Source organism: Roseateles sp. AC306 (assembly GCF_979253795.1).
This window is the reverse complement of the sequence record NZ_CEEDEB010000001.1, coordinates 209,674-227,102: the sequence shown is the minus strand read 5'-3', so window position 1 is coordinate 227,102 and position 17,429 is coordinate 209,674. Positions and strand designations below refer to the sequence as shown.

16 protein-coding genes are annotated in these 17,429 nt (G+C 68.9%); 5 read left to right on the top strand and 11 right to left on the bottom strand.

What is annotated here, in order from left to right; genetic code table 11:
- Positions 1 to 3: 3 nt before the first annotated feature.
- From AC0IZJ_RS00960 to AC0IZJ_RS00920, 9 genes are all read right to left on the bottom strand, one after another.
- Complete coding sequence (locus AC0IZJ_RS00960; protein WP_471845715.1) at positions 4 to 2,670, bottom strand: DUF4118 domain-containing protein; 2,667 nt, start codon at positions 2,668 to 2,670, stop codon at positions 4 to 6.
- Between the two features lie 6 nt (positions 2,671 to 2,676).
- Complete coding sequence (locus AC0IZJ_RS00955) at positions 2,677 to 3,645, bottom strand: magnesium and cobalt transport protein CorA (RefSeq protein ID WP_471845713.1); 969 nt, start codon at positions 3,643 to 3,645, stop codon at positions 2,677 to 2,679.
- Positions 3,646 to 3,661: 16 nt separating this feature from the next.
- Positions 3,662 to 4,246: a potassium-transporting ATPase subunit KdpC gene (kdpC, locus tag AC0IZJ_RS00950; RefSeq protein ID WP_471845711.1), complete on the bottom strand. Its 585-nt coding sequence runs from the start codon at positions 4,244 to 4,246 to the stop codon at positions 3,662 to 3,664.
- The gene (gene kdpB, locus AC0IZJ_RS00945) at positions 4,243 to 6,291 is read right to left on the bottom strand and encodes a potassium-transporting ATPase subunit KdpB (RefSeq protein ID WP_471845709.1); all 2,049 of its coding nucleotides are present in this window, start codon (positions 6,289 to 6,291) and stop codon (positions 4,243 to 4,245) included. The genes kdpC and kdpB overlap by 4 nt, the downstream gene beginning before the upstream one ends.
- Entirely contained in the window at positions 6,288 to 7,997 is a 1,710-nt protein-coding gene (gene kdpA, locus AC0IZJ_RS00940) for a potassium-transporting ATPase subunit KdpA (RefSeq protein WP_471845707.1), read from the bottom strand. The genes kdpB and kdpA overlap by 4 nt, the downstream gene beginning before the upstream one ends.
- The gene (locus tag AC0IZJ_RS00935) at positions 7,994 to 8,086 is read right to left on the bottom strand and encodes a potassium-transporting ATPase subunit F (RefSeq protein ID WP_471845705.1); all 93 of its coding nucleotides are present in this window, start codon (positions 8,084 to 8,086) and stop codon (positions 7,994 to 7,996) included. Before AC0IZJ_RS00935 ends, kdpA begins: the two co-directional genes overlap by 4 nt.
- Positions 8,087 to 8,263: 177 nt before the next feature.
- Positions 8,264 to 8,968 carry a riboflavin synthase subunit alpha gene (locus tag AC0IZJ_RS00930; protein WP_471845703.1) on the bottom strand — a complete coding sequence of 235 codons (705 nt, stop codon included), beginning with the start codon at positions 8,966 to 8,968 and terminating at the stop codon, positions 8,264 to 8,266.
- Between the two features lie 46 nt (positions 8,969 to 9,014).
- On the bottom strand, positions 9,015 to 10,220 hold the full coding sequence (locus AC0IZJ_RS00925) for an ammonium transporter (protein WP_471845701.1): 1,206 nt from the start codon (positions 10,218 to 10,220) through the stop codon (positions 9,015 to 9,017).
- A 137-nt stretch (positions 10,221 to 10,357) separates the two neighbouring features.
- Positions 10,358 to 10,729 carry an ArsC family reductase gene (locus AC0IZJ_RS00920; protein ID WP_471845699.1) on the bottom strand — a complete coding sequence of 124 codons (372 nt, stop codon included), beginning with the start codon at positions 10,727 to 10,729 and terminating at the stop codon, positions 10,358 to 10,360.
- A 15-nt stretch (positions 10,730 to 10,744) separates the two neighbouring features.
- On the opposite strand from AC0IZJ_RS00920, the gene AC0IZJ_RS00915 reads away from it, so the two are divergent.
- Together AC0IZJ_RS00915 and AC0IZJ_RS00910 are read left to right on the top strand one after the other, a co-directional pair.
- On the top strand, positions 10,745 to 11,485 hold the full coding sequence (locus AC0IZJ_RS00915; RefSeq protein ID WP_471845697.1) for a leucyl/phenylalanyl-tRNA--protein transferase: 741 nt from the start codon (positions 10,745 to 10,747) through the stop codon (positions 11,483 to 11,485).
- A gap of 226 nt (positions 11,486 to 11,711) precedes the next feature.
- Positions 11,712 to 12,467, top strand: a complete 756-nt coding sequence (locus AC0IZJ_RS00910) for an arginyltransferase (RefSeq protein WP_471845695.1) — start codon at positions 11,712 to 11,714, stop codon at positions 12,465 to 12,467.
- Here AC0IZJ_RS00910 and AC0IZJ_RS00905 read toward each other — a convergent pair.
- Positions 12,464 to 13,726, bottom strand: a complete 1,263-nt coding sequence (locus AC0IZJ_RS00905; RefSeq protein ID WP_471845693.1) for a pyridoxal-dependent decarboxylase, exosortase A system-associated — start codon at positions 13,724 to 13,726, stop codon at positions 12,464 to 12,466. The two genes, AC0IZJ_RS00910 and AC0IZJ_RS00905, sit on opposite strands and share 4 nt — an antisense overlap.
- Positions 13,723 to 15,360, bottom strand: a complete 1,638-nt coding sequence (locus AC0IZJ_RS00900; RefSeq protein WP_471845691.1) for an acyl-CoA ligase (AMP-forming), exosortase A system-associated — start codon at positions 15,358 to 15,360, stop codon at positions 13,723 to 13,725. Before AC0IZJ_RS00900 ends, AC0IZJ_RS00905 begins: the two co-directional genes overlap by 4 nt.
- 164 nt (positions 15,361 to 15,524) lie before the next feature.
- Between AC0IZJ_RS00900 and AC0IZJ_RS00895 the strand changes: the two genes are divergently transcribed.
- From AC0IZJ_RS00895 to AC0IZJ_RS00885, 3 genes are read left to right on the top strand one after another with little or no spacing between them, the layout of a single operon-like run.
- Complete coding sequence (locus AC0IZJ_RS00895; protein ID WP_471845689.1) at positions 15,525 to 15,782, top strand: acyl carrier protein; 258 nt, start codon at positions 15,525 to 15,527, stop codon at positions 15,780 to 15,782.
- Positions 15,779 to 16,582, top strand: coding sequence for a hydrolase 2, exosortase A system-associated (locus tag AC0IZJ_RS00890; protein ID WP_471845687.1), 804 nt, complete (start codon positions 15,779 to 15,781; stop codon positions 16,580 to 16,582). Before AC0IZJ_RS00895 ends, AC0IZJ_RS00890 begins: the two co-directional genes overlap by 4 nt.
- Positions 16,579 to 17,418 carry a hydrolase 1, exosortase A system-associated gene (locus AC0IZJ_RS00885; RefSeq protein WP_471845685.1) on the top strand — a complete coding sequence of 280 codons (840 nt, stop codon included), beginning with the start codon at positions 16,579 to 16,581 and terminating at the stop codon, positions 17,416 to 17,418. Before AC0IZJ_RS00890 ends, AC0IZJ_RS00885 begins: the two co-directional genes overlap by 4 nt.
- Positions 17,419 to 17,429: the final 11 nt, after the last annotated feature.

Below are 17,429 nucleotides of genomic sequence, written 5' to 3'. Positions count from 1 at the left end.
CGCTCACTCCGGTTTCTCCTTCGGCGGCTGGCGGAGCGGGAGTTCCACTCGAACACAGGCGCCGCCCGTCGAACCATTGTGGGCACTGATGCGCCCGCCATGCGCCTCGACGATGGCCTTGGCAATCGCCAGGCCCAGGCCGACACCGGGCGTGGCGCTCTCGCGGTCGCCGCGCTCGAACTTGTCGAAGAGCTGCGTCTCGCGGCCGGCCGGGAAGCCGGGGCCCGTGTCGCTCACATCGATCTCGACCTGGCGCCCCGCCGTGCGCGCCGCGATACGGATGGCGCCCGCCGAATACTTGGTGGCGTTCTCCAGCAGGTTGACGAGCACGCGCTCGATGAGCACGGCGTCCAGCTGAACCAGCGGCAACTCGGCGGGCAGGTCCACCACCACGTCCCGGCCGGCCAGCGCCTCGTCCAGGTTCGCCAGCGCGCTGCCAACGACTTCCTGCAGCGGCAGCCACTGACGGTTCAACCGCACGGTGCCGGACTGCAGCCGCGCCATGTCGAGCAGGTTGCCCACCAGCGCGCTCATGCGCAGCGCGGAACGGCGCATCGCGTCGGCCACGTCGGTCTGTGGGGGTTTCAACGGCGTCAGCTTGAGCGCATCGGCCAGGCCTACCAGCGCGGCCAGCGGTGTGCGCAGATCGTGCGAGATGGCCGTCAACAGCGAGTTGCGCAGGCGCTCGCTCTCGATCTGCAGCGTGCTCTGCTGCGCCACCTCGATGTAGTGGATGCGCTCCAGCGAGATGGCCAGCAGCGCCGCGCAGGTGTCCAGCAGCTCGCGCTGCTCGGGCGACCAGCGCCGCTCCTGCCCTTGCACGGCCAGCACGCCACGCAGCCGCATCGGCGCGGTCAACGGCAGCATCAGGCAGGCGCTGGCGGGCAAGGTGTCGGTACCCTGCCCGGCCGCCTGGCCGTGGTCGAAAGCCCATTGGGCGACGCCGAGGTCGGGCTGGGCGGTCGCCCCGGGCAAGACGGCCAGCACCTCGCGGCCCGGCGTGGCACCGAGCGCCGGCGCGAGCACGGCAGACGCGGCGCCGAACTCGGCGCGCAGGAAGCGCGTGGCGATCTCGGCGACCTGCTCCGGCACCAGCGCCGCACCGAGGTCGCGAGACATCGCGTAAAGGCCGCGCACGCGCCGCTCGCGCTCCTGCGCAGCCCTCGCCTGCGCCTGCAGGCCGGCCGCGAGCTGACCGATGACCAGGCCCACCAGCAGCAGCACGGCAAAGGTGACGAGGTATTGCGCGTCGCCCACCGCGAACGACCAGCGCGGTTCGACGAAGGCGAAGTCGAAGGCCGCCACGCCCAGCAGCGCCGCGACCGCGGCCGGCGCGCGGCCAAAGCGAAGCGCCACGCCGACGACATTGAGCAGGTAGAGCATGGCGATGTTGGTGGGCGCCATGAAGGCCAGCAGCAGCTGGGCGATGGCGGTCGTCAACGCGATGCCGGCGAGTGCGGCCAAATAGCCGCGCCATGCGACGCCACTGCGCGGCGCCGGCTGCGGCCGCTCGCGCGCGCCGGTGGGCAGCGCCACCTGCAACACATCCATCTCGTCGGCCAGCCGGCTCAGCGCCTCGGCCAGCGACGGCCGGCCGGGCCAGCGCCAGCGCCAGGCCTGCTCGCGCCGGCCGACGACGAGGCGGGCCAGGTTGTGCTCACGCGCATAGCCCACCAGCGCTGCCGCGACCTCGGGCGCCGACAGCTCGGCCGTGCGCGCCCCCAGCGACTGCGCCAGCTCCAGCGTGCGCTGCACGCGCTGGCGGGCCGCGTCGCTCAAGGCCCGCGCCGTCTGCACATGCACGGCATGCCAGTCAAGCCCGAGCTGCTGCGCCAGCCGCGCGGCGCTGCGCACGACCTTGTCGCAGGCCGCGCCGGGGCCAACGCAGGCGAGCAGGGACTCGCGGTTGGGCCACACCGTGCCCGCGCCGTGGTCGCGCCGCCAGGCCTGCATCTGCTCGTCCACGCGGTCGGCGGTGCGGCGCAGTGCCAGCTCGCGCAGCGCCAGCAGGTTGCCCTTGCGGAAGAAGTTCTTCGCCGCGCGCTCGGCCTGGGCCGGCAGATAGACCTTGCCCTCCTTCAGCCGCTGCAGCAGTTCGTCGGGCGGCAGGTCCACCACGACGACCTCGTCGGCCGCGTCGAAGACCTTGTCGGGCAGCGTCTCCCAGACGCGGATGCCGGTGATGCCGCCGACGACGTCGTTCAGGCTCTCAAGATGCTGCACGTTGAGCGTCGTCCAGACCTCCACGCCGGCCTCGCACAGCTCCTGGGCATCCTGCCAGCGCTTTGAATGTCGGGAGCCAGGGGCGTTGCTGTGGGCCAGCTCATCCAGCAACAGCACGCCACCAGGCTCGGCCGCGCCCCAGCTCAGCGCGGCATCAAGGTCGAACTCGCGCAGCGTCTGCCCCTTGTGCGCGATCTCGCGCAGCGCCATGCGGGGCATGTCGCGGGCGATTGCGTCGGTGTCCACGCGGCCATGCGTCTCGACGACGCCGATGCGCACCGCCCGGCCCTGCTTCTGCGCGTCATGGGCCGCGGCAAGCATCGAAAACGTCTTGCCCACGCCGGCGTTGGCGCCGAAGAAGATCTTCAGCCGCCCGCGCCCTGCGGCGGCCTCGTCGCGCTGGACCCTGGCGAGCAGCGCGTCGGGGTCGGGGCGCTCGTCATGCATCGGAGCTCACAACCAGCCGAGGCGCTTGAAGCGCCAGTACAGCGCGCCGCTGACGAGAGCGATCGTGCCGAGCGCCATCGGGTAGCCGAAGGCCCATTTCAGCTCGGGCATCTTCTCGAAGTTCATGCCCCAGATGCCCGCCAGCGCGGTAGACGCGGCAAAGATGGCGGCCCAGGCGGCCAGGCGCTTGGTGACGAGGGATTCGTCCACCGTGACCAGCGTGAGGTTGACCTGCGTGGCCGCAATGATGGTTTCCCGCGCGGCGTCGATGCTGGCCTGAATGCGCACGAGGTGGTCGTACACGTCGCGGAAATAGTCCTGCAGCGCCGTGCACACCATGGGCACGCGGCCGCCGTGCAGCTTGGACGTCACCTCCAGCAGCGGCGTGACGGCATGGCGCAGCGTGGCCAGGCGCTGCTTCTGGGCGAACAGGCGCTGAACGACCGCCTGGCGGTCCTGGCGGGGCTGGAACATGGTGGCCTCAAGCTGTTCCAGCTCGGCCTCGACACTGTCGATGAGTGGGAAGTAACGGTCGACGACGGCGTCCATCAGTGCGTAGAAGACGAAGCCGGGGCCCTGGCGCAGCAGGTGCGGCTCGCGCTCTGCCCGCCCGCGCACGCCGAGGAAGCCCTGCTGGCTGTTGTGCCGCACCGAAACGACGAAGCGCGGCCCGACGAAGACATGCACCTCGCCGACCTCCAGCCCGTCGGGTCCGGCTTCGAGCAGGTGCATGGCGGCGAACAGCATGTCGCCGTACTCCTCCACCTTGGGTCGCTGGTGGCCCTTGCGGGCATCCTCCACCGCAAGCGGCGGCAGGTTCAGCTCCCGCTGAAGCAACGTCAGCTCGTCGTCGCTCGGGTCGCGCAGCGCAATCCAGACAAAGCCCGCCCGCGCAGCCAGTGCGTCGGAAATGCCCTCCAGCCCCGGCTCCGCAACGATGCGGCCATCCTCGTAAACGGCACTGTTGATCAGCATGTCGCTCCGCTCCGTGTCATCTTCTGGTCATCGTCGCATGCGCCAGCGCGAGGTTGAGGTCGAGGACATTGACGCGTGGCTCGCCGAGAAAGCCGAGTCGGCGCGTCTCGGTGTGCTCGTCCACCAGCCCCCTCACCATTGCCACCGGCAGGCTCCGCACATGGGCGACGCGAACGACCTGGTAGTCCGCTGCGGCGCGGCTGATGTGCGGGTCCAGGCCGCTGGCCGACGCCGTGACGAGGTCGACCGGCACCGGCGCCAAGTTGCCGGGGTCGGCGGCACGCAAGGCCTCGATGCGCATCTTGACCGCAGCGACCAGGGCCGGCGCCGTGGGCGCGAGGTTGGAGCCGCCGGAATTGGCCGCGTTGTAGGGCGCGGGCGCGGTGGCCGACGGGCGGCTCCAGAAGTTGCCGGGGTCGCTGAAGGCCTGGCCGATCAGCTCGGAGCCCACGGGCCTGCCGTTGGCCCCGACCAGGCTGCCGTTGGCCGCATGCGGGAACAGCGCCTGCGCGATGCCCGTGACGGCCAGCGGGTAGGCCAGGCCGGTGATGACGCTGAGCAGCAGGAAGAGGGTCAGCGCGGGGCGGAGTTGGGTGTTCATGCGAAGAAGCCGGAGATGAGGAGGTCGATAGCCTTGATGCCGATGAAGGGCGCGATGACGCCGCCCAGGCCGTAAACGAGCAGGTTGCGGCGCAGGAGTGCTGCGGCGCCGATGGCGCGGTAGGCCACGCCCTTGAGCGCCAGCGGGATCAGCACGACGATGATCAGCGCGTTGAAGATGACGGCGCTGAGAATGGCCGAGTCGGGGCTGGCCAGGTGCATGACATTGAGCGCAGCCAGCTGCGGATAGGTCGACACGAAGGCCGCCGGTAGCACGGCGAAATACTTGGCCAGGTCGTTGGCGATGCTGAAAGTCGTCAGCGACCCGCGCGTCATCAGCATCTGCTTGCCCGTCTCGACAATCTCGATGAGCTTGGTCGGGTTGCTGTCGAGGTCGACCATGTTCCCGGCCTCCTTCGCCGCCTGGGTGCCGGTGTTCATCGCCACGGCCACGTCGGCCTGCGCGAGGGCAGGCGCATCGTTGGTGCCGTCGCCGGTCATGGCCACCAGCCGGCCTTGCGACTGGTGCTCTCGGATCAATGCCAGCTTGGCCTCGGGCGTCGCTTCGGCGAGGAAGTCGTCCACGCCTGCTTCGGCGGCAATCGCGGCCGCCGTCAGCCGGTTGTCGCCGGTGACCATGACGGTCTTGATGCCCATGCGGCGCAGCTGAGTGAAACGTTCCTTGATGCCGGGCTTGACGATGTCCTTCAACTCGACGACGCCGAGGATCTGCACGCCGTCGGCGACGACCAGCGGCGTGCTGCCACGACGCGCGGCCTCGTCCACGCTGGCCTGCACATGGGCGGGCCAGCGGCCACCCAGCGCCTCGACGTGGGCACGCACCGCACTGCCGGCGCCCTTGCGGATCAGGCGCGCGCCCAGGTCCACGCCGCTCATGCGCATCTGCGCCGTGAAGGGCACAAACTCGCCGCGCTCGCTCACCGCAGCCGCACCGAATTTGCGGTCGGCCAGCGCGACGATGCTGCGGCCTTCGGGCGTCTCGTCGGCCAGCGAGGCGAGCCGTGCCGCATTGGCCAGCTGCGCCTCGCTCACGCCGTCCAGCGGCCAGAAGGCGTCGGCCTGGCGGTTGCCCAGCGTGATGGTGCCTGTCTTGTCCAGCAGCAGCACATCCACGTCGCCCGCAGCCTCCACCGCGCGGCCCGAGGTGGCGATGACATTGGCCTGCAGCATGCGGCTCATGCCCGCCACGCCGACGGCCGACAGCAGGCCCGCGATGGTGGTCGGGATCAGGCAGACCAGCAGCGCGACCAGCACCACCAGGCTGACAGGCTCGCCCGAGCCGGCCGCCGCGACGCTGAACTGCGAGAACGGCAGCAGCGTGGCGCAGACGCCCAGGAACACCAGCGTCAACGCCACCAGCAGGATGGTCAGCGCGACCTCGTTGGGCGTCTTCTTGCGCTTGGCGTTCTCGACCATGGCGATCATGCGGTCGACAAAGGTCTCGCCCGGGTTGACGGCCACGCGGGCCACGACCCAGTCGGACAGCACGCGCGTGCCGCCGGTCAGCGCCGAAAAGTCGCCGCCGCTCTCGCGGATGACGGGGGCGGACTCGCCGGTGATCGCGCTCTCGTCGACCGAAGCAACGCCGTCGACCACTTCGGCATCCGCCGGCACGATGTCGCCTGCCACGATCAGCACGACTTCGCCCTTGCGCAACGTGCCGGCCTCGCGCGGATGCCATTTCACGGCCTCACGGGCGACACCGGACTTCCAGCCCTCGGCGACCTTGGCCCACGTCTCCTTCTTCAAGCCGCGCAACGACGCGGCTTGCGCCTTGCTGCGGCCCTCGGCCAGCGCCTCGGCGAAGTTGGCGAACAGCACGGTGAACCACAGCCACGTGGTCACGGCCACGACGAAGCTGTTCGGCTGGGCGACCGACAACGCCGTCGTCAGCAGGCTGCCCAGGTAGACGACAAACATCACCGGGTTGCGCAACTGCGTGCGCGGGTCCAGCTTGCGGAACGACTCGCTCAAGGCCCGCCGGCCCAGCTTGGTGTCCAGGAGGGAAGAGCCAGCGCGGCTCATGACTTGCTCCAGAGGATGAGGTGCTCAACCACAGGGCCGAGGGCCAAGGCGGGCACGTAGTTCAGAAGACCGACGAGCAGCACCACGCCGATCAGCAAGGCGACGAACAACGGGCCGTGGGTTGGCAGCGTGCCCTCCCCGGCGGCCAGGCGCTTCTTGGCCGCGAATGAGCCGGCCATCGCCAGCACCGGCACGATGACGCCAAAGCGGCCGATCCACATCACGACGCCCAGCAGCAGGTTGTAGAAGGGCGTGTTGGCCGACAGGCCAGCGAAGGCGCTGCCGTTGTTGTTGCCGGCCGAGGACAGCGCATACAGCACCTCGCTGAAGCCATGCGCGCCTGGCGCCGCGATGCCGGCCTTGCCGGGCTCGGCGACGACGGCGATGGCCGTGCCGACGAGCACCGCCAGCGGTGTCAGCAGGATGGCCAGAGAGACCATCTTCATCTCGTGCGCCGCGATCTTCTTGCCGAGGTATTCGGGCGTGCGGCCGATCATCAGGCCGGCCACGAACACGGCCAGGATGGCGAACACCAGCATGCCGTACAGGCCTGCGCCGACGCCGCCGAAGACGACCTCGCCGAGCTGCATCATCACCATCGGCACCGCGCCGCCGAGCGGCGTGAAGCTGTCGTGCATCGCGTTCACCGCGCCGCAACTGGCGGCGGTGGTGATGACGGCGAACAGCGACGAGGCGTTGATGCCGAAGCGCACCTCCTTGCCTTCCATGTTGCCGCCGGCCTGCGTGGCGCTGGCCAGTGCATCCACGCCGAGCGGCCTGAGCAGCGGGTTGCCGGCCTGCTCGGCGGGTATCGCGATGACGACAGCGACGATGAACATCGCCGTCATGGCGCCCAGCACCGCCCAGCCCTGGCGCATGTCGCCCACCTGCCGGCCCATGACGAAGCACAGCGCCGCCGGGATCAGGAAGATGGCCAGCATCTGCAACGCGTTGGTCACGGCGCTCGGGTTCTCAAACGGATGCGCCGAGTTGGCGTTGAAGAAGCCACCGCCGTTGGTGCCCAGCATCTTGATGGCCAGCTGGGACGCCACCGGGCCGAGGGAGAGCGTCTGGGACGCGCCTTCGAGCGTCGTGACCGGCTGGTTGGCCGCCAGCGTCTGCACGACACCCATGCTGGCCATCGCCAGGGCAAACACGAAGGACAGCGGCAGCAGCACCCACAGCGTGGCGCGCGTCAGGTCGGCCCAGATGTTGCCGACCGTGGCGGCGCTGTGACGCGACAGGCCGCGCAGCAAGGCCATCACCACCGCGATGCCGGTGGCGGCGGACAGGAAGTTCTGCACCGTCAGCGCGAGCATCTGCGTCAAGTGGCTCATCGTCGTCTCGCCGCCATAGCCCTGCCAGTTGGTGTTGGTGACGAAGCTGATGGCGGTGTTGAAGGCCGAGTCGGGCGACACGGCGACCAGGCCTTGCGGGTTGAGCGGCAGCACGTGCTGGAAGCGCTGCAAGGCATACACGGCCGCGAAGCCCAACGCGTTGAACATCAGCAGGCCCAGCGCATAGCGCAGCCAGCCCTGCTCGCCGTCGGGGTTGACGCCGGAGACCTTCAGCAGGCCGCGTTCGACACGGCGCAGCCAGCCGACCTGACCCTCCATCGCCGCGTGAATCCAGTGCGCCAGCGGCCAAGCCAGCACGAGCAGCACCGCCAGGAAGGCGATCAATTGGCCCCATGCGGAAGCGCTCATGACAAGTCCTCCGGGAACAGCAAGGCCCAGAAGAGATAGCCGATCAGCGCGACGACGAAGACAGCCGCAGTGAGTTCAAAGCCACTCATGGCTTCGCCCCTCCCAGCTTGTCGCAGCCCCAGGCCGCGAGCCCGGTCAACAGCGCGAGTGCCGCGCCCAGACCCAGAAAAATGATGTCCATGACACCTCCATAGCAATGGAAGCGATTCTGGAAATCAGCGCCTCAAAGCCTCAACAAGATCGAGCTGGGGCGCATCAAGAACGCATCAAGATTTGGGCAAGGCCAGTTGGGTCAGCTCGATGCCGCGCTCCCGCGCAATGGCTTCCAGCACCGGCAGCAGCGGCCCGAGCTTCTCGTCCAGCGCGTCGCGCACCGTGTCGACGACGACCTGCGTGCTGCGGTCGATCTCGATGTGGATGGCGTCGCCGACGATCTTGTCGCCGAAAGTCGTCATGCGCAGCGTCTCGGGGATGAGCCAGACCTCGAACCAACCCGAGCCGTCGCGCTCGCGCTGCGCTTCGGCCACGGTCAGGCTGCAGCCGTTGACCCCGATATAGCCCTTGGCGAAGACGTAGCGCATCCACGGCGCCGGCACGGCGAAGCGGATGACGTGGTTGTTGTCGGGGCGGCGGATCTCGGCGATGCGGGCCGACACGTCGACATGACCGGACAGCGGATGGCCACCGATCTCGGCGCCGTCTTTTGCCGCACGCTCGACGTTCAGGCCCGAACCCACCTTCAGCCCGCCCAGCGTCGTCAGGCTCATCGTCTGGCCCATCACGTCGAACAGCACCACGTCGGGTGATGGCCGCTCGGTGACGGTCAGGCAGACACCGTCGCAGGACACGCTCGCACCAATGGCCAGTTCCTCGTCGAAGCCAGCCGGCAGCTTCAGCGCCAGCGTGTGCAGCCCTGCGCGGGCGTCGATCGATTCGACTCGGGCGACGCCCTGGACGATGCCTGTGAACATGATGAAAAAAGGCCCCGAAGGGCCATTTGGAAGGTGAGCGGCCAGCTTACCAGTTGGCCTCGCGGTCGGGCGTCGCGCCAATCTTGTGGATGGACAGGTCGGCGCCCTCGAACTCCTGCTCGGCATCCAGCCGCAGGCCGACGAAGCGCTTGATCAACCCGTAGACGACGAAGCCTCCTGCCAGCGCCCAGGCCACGCCGGCCAGCGTGCCGATCAGCTGCGCGCCGAAGGACACGCCACCGATGCCGCCCAGCGCCTTCTGCCCGAAGACGCCGCAGGCAATGCCGCCCCAGGCGCCGCACAGGCCGTGCAGGGGCCACACGCCCAGCACGTCGTCGATCTTCCAGCGGTTCTGCGTCAGGGTGAAGAACTTGACGAACACCCAGCCGGCGATGACGCCGGTCACCAGCGCGCCCAGCGGGTGCATGACGTCCGACCCTGCGCAGACGGCCACCAGGCCGGCCAGCGGCCCGTTGTAGGCAAAACCCGGGTCGTTGCGGCCCAGCAGTGCGGCTGCCACCGTGCCGCCGGCCATGGCCATCAGCGAGTTGACGGCGACGAGGCCGGACAGCTTGTCCAGCGTCTGCGCGCTCATCACGTTGAAGCCAAACCAGCCCACCGTCAGCACCCAGGCCCCCAGGGCGAGAAAGGGAATGCTGGACGGCGGATGCGCGCTCATCGCGCCGTCCTTGCGGTAGCGGTTCAGGCGCGGGCCGAGCAGCAGCACGGCGGCCAGGCCGATCCAGCCGCCCACGGCGTGGACGACGACGCTGCCGGCGAAGTCATGGAACTCGGCGCCGGTGGTCGCCTTCAACCAGGCCTGGACGCCCAGGCCCTGGTTCCAGGCCAGTCCTTCAAAGACGGGGTACACCAGTCCGACGATGAGCGACGTCGCGAACAGCTGCGGGCCGAAGCGCGCGCGCTCGGCGATGCCGCCTGACACGATGGCCGGGATGGCCGCCGCGAAGGTCAGCAGGAAGAAAAACTTGACCAGCTCGTAGCCGTTCTTCTGCGCCAGCTGCTCGGCGCCGATGAAGAAGTGCGTGCCGTAGGCGACCAGATAGCCGACGAGGAAATAAGCCAGCGTGGACACGGCAAAGTCCACCAGGATCTTGACCAGGGCATTGACCTGGTTCTTCTTGCGCACGGTGCCCAGTTCCAGGAAGGCAAAGCCCGCATGCATGGCCAGCACCATGATGGCGCCCAACAAAATGAAGAGCGCATCCGCGCCCTGCTTGATCGAAGTCTCCAACGCCGTCTCCGTGTGCCGGCTCCAGACCTGGGCGACACGCACCAAGCCGAACCGGATCGCACCGAAACAGCAAATTCAATGCCCGGTTTTAATGCATCAGCATCGCCACGCCTGGCACCAAAACCAATCCATACGGCTTATCTTGGTGCGTTCAACGCACCCTCTTCGAACGAATGTGCACCGAATCCGAGCGTCAGGTGGCCGTCGGCCCAGCGCACCACGGGGCGCTTGATGACGCTGGGTTCGGCCAGCATCAGCGCGGTGGCCGAGGCGTCGTCGACGACACCGGCCTTGGTCGCGTCATCCAGCTTGCGCCAGGTCGTGCCGGCGCGGTTGATGAGCTTGTCGCGCCCGAAAGCCGCCAGCCAGGCCGGCAGCAGCTCGGCCGGCACGCCCTGCTTCTTGAAGTCATGGAAGGCGACTTCCAGGGCCCGTTCGGCCAGCCAGGCCCGGGCCTTCTTGACGGTGTCGCAGTTGGGGATGCCATAGACGGTGATCATGGGCGGCATGTTAAGTTGTCGCTCATGATCGACTGGCTCGACGAAGCGTCCCTGGCCTTCCCGCCCAGCGCCAAGGCGCTTGGCCCCGATACCGACGCGCCGGGCCTGCTGGCCGCCGGCGGCACGCTGACCGCCAAACGCCTGGAAGCGGCCTACCGGCGCGGCATCTTCCCCTGGTACGGCCCCGGCCAGCCGCCGCTGTGGTGGGCGCCCGACCCGCGCATGGTCTTGCAGACGGCCAACTTTAGGCTGTCGCGCTCGCTGCGCAAGACGGTGCAGCACTTTGCCGCGACGCCCGGCTGTGAGATCCGCATCGACCACGACCGCGCTGCGGTGCTGCACGCCTGCGCCAGCACGCCGCGCGAAGGCCAGAACGGCACCTGGATCGTGCCCGAGCTGCAGGCCGCCTATCTGGCGTGGCCGGCCATGCACAGCGTCGAGACCTGGATGGACGGCGAACTGGTGGGCGGGCTCTACGGCGTCAACCTCGGCCGCATGTTCTACGGCGAGTCGATGTTCATGCGCCGCACGGACGCCTCGAAGATCGCCCTGTGCGCGCTGATCTGCCTGTGCCGGGAGTTCGCCATCCCCTGGATCGACTGCCAGCAGAACACCGGGCATCTGGCCTCGCTTGGCGCTGCCGACGTGCCGCGAAGCGTGTTCGAAGCCCATCTCGCCACCCATGTCGGTGAAGCCGCCCCAGGGTCGTGGACCTATCATCCGGCCTACTGGCAAAGGCTACTTAAGCCCGGAAACGGCGGTTGACCGCTTGCCATTCGCTTGAACCTCCGATGAGTGCAGAGACCTGGACCCACGAGCAACGCCGGCCTGCCGGCGACAGCGCTACACGCCCGCTCATGCCGCCCTCGACCACGCTGGCGGCGTTGCAAATGCTCGCGATAGTCCCAGCTATCGCTGTGCTTTGCGCCTTGCCCGCGCGGCCGCTGTCGGCCTGCTCGGGCGCGTCCAACCGCCGCTTCCGGGCTCCCACGTGACTCACCCCAAAGAACTGCCGCTCGCGCAGATCCAGTTCTATGCCACGGCCGCCTACCCGTGCAGCTACGTGGCCGGCCGCCAGGCGCGCTCGCAGGTCGCCACGCCCAGCCACCTGATCCACGCCGACGCCTACTCCAACCTCGTCGCCGCCGGCTTTCGCCGCAGCGGGCTGTTCACCTACCGCCCCTATTGCGACCAGTGCCGCGCCTGCATCGCGCTACGCGTGCCGGTGAACAGTTTCCAGCCCAGCCGCAGCCAGAAACGGGCCTTCAAGGCTCACCGCCACCTCCAGGCCAAGGTCATGCGCCTGGGCTATTCGCCCGAGCACTACGCCCTCTACCTGCGCTACCAGGCCGGCAGGCACTCGGGCGGCGGCATGGACCACGACAGCGTCGACCAGTACACGCAGTTCCTGCTGCAGTCGCGCATCAACTCCCGCCTCGTCGAGTTCCGCGAACCGGTGCCCGACGGCCAATCCGGTCCCGGGCCGCTGCGCATGGTGTCCATCCTGGACATCCTCAGCGACGGCCTGTCGGCGGTCTACACCTTCTACGACCCGGACATCGAAGGCAGCTTCGGCACCTACGGCGTGCTGTGGCAGATCCAGCAGGCCAGGGAGCTCAACCTGAGCCATCTCTATCTGGGCTACTGGATAGAGGAGAGCCCGAAGATGGCCTACAAGGCCACGTTCAGGCCGCACCAAATCCTGCGCAACGGCGAGTGGGAAGACGCCGTCGATAGCGAGGCTTAGACCAGCACCTCGACGCAGGCCGGATGGCCCAGAAAGCCCTCGGGGCTGGCGCTGCGGCCATAGGCGCCACTCTGGTAGACGACCGCCAGGTCGCCGATCTCGCCGCGGGCCATGTCCATGCGGTCGGCCAGCAGGTCCAGCGGCGTGCACAGCGGGCCGACGACGCTGGCCGGCTCGGTCGCCGCGTCGTTGCGGCCTTGAGGCTCGACGGAGGCCGGGTAGTTCTTGCGCAGCACCTGGCCGAAGTTGCCGGACGCCGACAGGTGGTGATGCAAGCCGCCGTCCGCCACCAGGAAGACCTGGCCGCGCGACACCTTGCGGTCGACGATGCGGCTGACGTAGACGCCGGCCTCGCCGACGAAATAACGGCCCAGCTCGATGACCAGCTTGGCCTGCGGCAGGTCGGCCCGCGCGCGCTGCTGCAAGCCGGCGAGGTTGTCGGAGATGGACGAGAGATCCAGGCGCGACTCGCCCGGAAAGTAGGGGATGCCGAAGCCGCCGCCCAGGTTCAGGAATTTGACTGGCGACGGCGCCGCCTCGGCCAGGCGCAGGGCCAGTTCGTAGCTCTTGAGCTGCGCCTCGCAGATCGCCTCGGCCTTCAGGTTCTGCGAGCCGGCAAACAGATGGAAGCCTTCGAAAGCGATGCCGTCGCCGCTCAGCCGACCGACCTCGGCCAGCACCTCGGGCAGCGCCTCGGCGTCGATGCCGAACTGCTTGGGGCCGCCGCTCATGCGCATGCCGGAGCCCTTGAGCTCGAAGTCCGGGTTGACGCGCAAAGCGACCCGGGCCGGCAAGCCCAGGCGCTGCGAGGCACGCGCCAGCGGCGCCAGTTCGCGCGCCGACTCGACGTTGACGAGCACGCCGGCCGCCACCGCCTGGCCCAGTTCGATGTCGCGCTTGCCGGGGCCGGCAAAGCTGATCTCGTGCGGGTCGGCACCGCAGTTCAACGCCACCTGCAACTCGCCGGCCGAGGCCACGTCGATGCCGTCCACCAGCCCGGCCATCAGCCCGACGAGCGCCGGCATCGGGTTGGCCTTCATCGCGTAATGCAGTTCGATGCCCTTGGGCAGCGCCGCACGCAGCTCCGCAACCCGCGCCTTCAGCAGCCCGCGGTCATAGGCATAGAACGGCGTCTGACCGACGCGCTCCGCCAGCACGGACAGGCGTTGACCGCCGATCAGCAGCTCGCCGTTCGCGTCGCGGGGAAATAGCACGGGCGCGTGTTCGAGGGCACGCTTCGGAGTCGGAGAGTCGGTCATGTGGGTTGGCGTTCGACCCAGTCGGTCGACAGGGTCTTGCGGTCTATCTTGCCGTTGGGGTTGCGCGGCAGCGGACCGGTGCGGGCGTCCACACCGTGCGGAACCATATAGGCCGGCATGCGCGCCTTGCAGGCAGCGGTCAGCGCAGCCAGGTCCAGCTCGGCAGCCCCTTCGGGCGGCGTGGCGATCACCTGGATGGCCTGGCCCAGGGTGTCGTGATGGACGCCAAAGGCCACGCATTCGCCCACCAGGCCGGTGGCGTACAGGACTTCCTCCACCTCGGTCGGGCTGACCCGGTAGCCCGAGGTCTTCATCATCTCGTCGCGGCGGCCGACGAAGTAGAGGAAGCCTTCGGCGTCGCGCTTGACGGTGTCGCCCGAGAACACGGCGAACTCGGGCAGCTGCAGGCCGCCCTCGCGCCCACCGACACCGACCGGCAGCGGTTTGTAGCGCTCCGCCGTCTTCTCGGCGTCGTTCCAGTAGCCCAGGCCGACGAGGGCGCCGCGATGCACCAGCTCGCCCGGCTCATCCGGCGCGCATTCGCTGCCGTCCTCGCGCAGCACGAGGATCTCGGCGTTCGGGATGGCTTTGCCGATGGAGTCTGGCCGGCGGTCGACTTCCTCGGGCGGCAGGTAGGTCGAGCGGAAAGCCTCGGTCAGGCCGTACATCAGGAAGGGCTTGGCCGACGGCGCCTTGGCACGCAGCAGGTCCAGCGTCGCGCGCGGCATGCGCCCGCCGGTGTTGGCGAAGTAACGCAGGTTGGCATCGATGGCGGACGGCCATTCAAGCTGGGTCAGCTGGATGTAGAGCGGCGGCACGGCCGTCAGGCCCGTGACCTTCTCGCGCTCCATGGCCTTGAGTACATCCTTGGGCAGCAGGTAGTTCAGCAGCACGACGCGCGCACCGCTGTGGAAGGCCGTCGTGAGCTGGCTGAAACCGGCGTCGAAGGACAGCGGCAGCGCGGCCAGCAGCGTGTCGCTGGCGCGGTTGTCCAGGTAGCTCGCCACGCTCTTGCCACCCGCCACCATGTTGCGGTGGGACAGCACGACGCCCTTGGGCCGGCCGGTGGAGCCCGACGTGTAGAGAATGGCCGTCATGTCGGTGTCGATGACGCGGTGGCCGGCACGCGTCGGCGTGGCCAGCAGTTCGAGCCAGTCATGCACGGGCACCGGCGCGTCGCCCGTCCCCCGCGTCAGCACGATGTGCCGCAGCGACGGGCATTGGGTCAGCACGTCGCCCAGTTGGCTGAGGCGCTCGGGCGATGTGACCAGCACCCGCACGTCACAGTCGCGAACGATGAAGCCGACCTGCTCGGGCTTGAGCAGCGGGTTCAGCGGCACGAACACGCCGCCCGCGGCCGGTGCGCCGAAGCTGGCGACGACGGTCTCGAAGCGCTTCTCCAGATAGATCGCAACCCGCTCGCCGCGCGCCAGGCCCAGGGCCATCAGGCCGCTGGCGAAGGCGGTCACGGCCGCGTCCAGCATGCCGTAGCTCAAGGTCACGCCGCCGTAGGTCAGCGCCGGGGCCTCGGGCGTGCGCTCGGCGGCAACGGCCACCAACTCGTTCAACAACGTGGATTCGGGCATGGACACGGGTCGGGTGAGAGTGAGCAGGCTTCTTGTGCGTTGGTTCATGCCGTGGGGCTGGACGCGACCGACAACCCCTGGCGCATCAACGGTTCACGCGCAAGAAGCCGTTAAAAAAGTATCTCACGCGACCCCGGGGCCAAGGGGTCGCCTCCCCGGAGCCAAGGGGGCGCCCGGCTAAACTGCGCGGCTGAATTTTTGGACGCCCCCGAATGGATAAAGAACAGGTGCTCGGCCATGTGCTGAGGCTTCTCGACGATGTGCTGAGCCTGAGCGGCCGCGCCCAGACCTTCACCCGCGACACCGCCCTGCTCGGCGCCCTGCCCGAGCTGGACTCGATGGCCGTCGTCAGCCTCATCACCGGGCTGGAGGAACAGCTCGGCCTGGTCGTCGACGATGACGACATCGACGGCGACACCTTTGCCACCGTGGGCTCGCTGGCGGACTTCGTCGCCGCCCGCCTCGGTTGATCCCTCATCCCGACGTCTTCTTCCTGCCCGCCCGCGGTGGCGAGCAGCGGCTGTGCCTGTTCCACGCACCGGTTGGCACGCCGCGCAGCAAGCTGCTCTATGTGCACCCGTTCGCGGAAGAGATGAACAAGTCGCGCCGCATGGCCGCCCTGGCCTGCCGCGCGCTGGCGGGGGCCGGCCACGCCGTGCTGCAGATCGACCTGCGCGGATGCGGTGATTCATCGGCAGACTTTGGCGACGCGAGCTGGGCCGACTGGCAGGCCGACGTGCGCCTGGGCCTTGGCTGGCTGGACGCCCGGGCGCCCGACGCGCCACTGTGGCTCTGGAGCCTGCGCGCCGGCGCCCTGCTGGCCACAGCGGACTGGGGCCGGCCGGTCAACCACCTCTTCTGGCAGCCGATGACCAGCGGCAAGCTGGCGCTGCAGCAGTTCCTGCGCCTGAAGCTGGCCGCCGAGATGGCCAGCGGCGCCAGCAAGGGCCTGATGGAACAGATGAAGACCGAACTGGCCGCCGGCCGGTCGGTCGAGATCGCCGGCTACCGGCTGGGTTCGACGCTCGCCCTCGGCCTGGAAGCCGCCAAGCTCATGCCAACGGGCGTGCCGGGCCGCGTCGAATGGCTGGAAGTCAGCAGCCGCGAGGACGCCACGCTGACGCCCGTCAGCGAGCAGGCCATCAAGACCTGGCAGGACGCCGGCTGGACCGTACGCTCGCAGATCGTCCAAGGCCCTGCTTTCTGGGCCACGGCCGAGATCGAACTCGCGCCGGCACTGATCGCCCGCACCCTGGAGGTGCTGTCGTGAAGGAATCGGTACTCAGCTTCGCCTGTGAGGGCGAGCCGCTGGTCGGCATCCTGGCCGAACCGTCCGAAGGAACGCCCGCAGAGGTCGGCGTGCTCATCATCGTCGGCGGCCCGCAGTACCGCGCCGGCAGCCACCGGCAGTTCACGTTGCTGGCCCGCCACCTGGCCAGCAACGGATTCGCGGCACTGCGTTTCGACTACCGCAGCATGGGCGACAGCGGCGGCGACGTGCGCGACTTTTTGGGCGTCGATGCCGACATCGCCGCCGCCATCACCGCCCTGCTGGCCGCCCGCCCGACGCTCAGGCGCGTCGCGCTCTGGGGCCTGTGCGACGCCGCCTCGGCCGCCCTGCTCTACCTCGACTCGACCCGCGACCCGCGCGTCGCCGGTGTCGCCCTGCTGAACCCCTGGGTGCGCTCGGCCGCCAGCCTGGCGCAGACACATGTGAAGCACTATTACTGGCGGCGCGTGCGCCAGGGCGAGTTCTGGCGCAAGCTGCTCGGCGGCGGTGTGGGGCTGAGGGCGCTGCGCACTTTGACCCGCAATCTGCGTCTGGCACGCGGGGCTGGCAAGGCAAGCGACACGCGCAACTTTCAGGACCGTATGGCTGCCGGCCTGCGCGACGCCAAGGCACCGGCGCTGCTGGTCCTTAGCGGCGATGACTACACTGCCAAGGAGTTCCTCGGCCATTGCGCCACCGCTCAAGCCTGGGCCGGGCTGCTGGACGAACGGCGGCTGAAGCGGGTGGACCTTGCGGCTGCAGACCACACCTTCTCCGACCTCACCCAGGCCGCTCGCGTCGAGGCCGAGACGCACAATTGGCTGGCCACGCTATAAGAACCTTCGCA

Bases quoted from the DNA above. Each gene is read 5' to 3' on its own strand.
- AC0IZJ_RS00955 (WP_471845713.1), bottom strand. From the start codon at position 3,645: ATGCTGATCAACAGTGCCGTTTACGAGGATGGCCGCATCGTTGCGGAG.
- AC0IZJ_RS00915 (WP_471845697.1), top strand. From the start codon at position 10,745: ATGATCGACTGGCTCGACGAAGCGTCCCTGGCCTTCCCGCCCAGCGCC.
- AC0IZJ_RS00905 (WP_471845693.1), bottom strand. From the start codon at position 13,726: ATGACCGACTCTCCGACTCCGAAGCGTGCCCTCGAACACGCGCCCGTG.
- AC0IZJ_RS00920 (WP_471845699.1), bottom strand. From the start codon at position 10,729: ATGCCGCCCATGATCACCGTCTATGGCATCCCCAACTGCGACACCGTC.
- kdpC (WP_471845711.1), bottom strand. From the start codon at position 4,246: ATGAACACCCAACTCCGCCCCGCGCTGACCCTCTTCCTGCTGCTCAGC.
- kdpA (WP_471845707.1), bottom strand. From the start codon at position 7,997: ATGAGCGCTTCCGCATGGGGCCAATTGATCGCCTTCCTGGCGGTGCTG.
- AC0IZJ_RS00895 (WP_471845689.1), top strand. From the start codon at position 15,525: ATGGATAAAGAACAGGTGCTCGGCCATGTGCTGAGGCTTCTCGACGAT.
- kdpB (WP_471845709.1), bottom strand. From the start codon at position 6,291: ATGAGCCGCGCTGGCTCTTCCCTCCTGGACACCAAGCTGGGCCGGCGG.
- AC0IZJ_RS00935 (WP_471845705.1), bottom strand. From the start codon at position 8,086: ATGAGTGGCTTTGAACTCACTGCGGCTGTCTTCGTCGTCGCGCTGATC.
- AC0IZJ_RS00930 (WP_471845703.1), bottom strand. From the start codon at position 8,968: ATGTTCACAGGCATCGTCCAGGGCGTCGCCCGAGTCGAATCGATCGAC.
- AC0IZJ_RS00960 (WP_471845715.1), bottom strand. From the start codon at position 2,670: ATGCATGACGAGCGCCCCGACCCCGACGCGCTGCTCGCCAGGGTCCAG.
- AC0IZJ_RS00900 (WP_471845691.1), bottom strand. From the start codon at position 15,360: ATGAACCAACGCACAAGAAGCCTGCTCACTCTCACCCGACCCGTGTCC.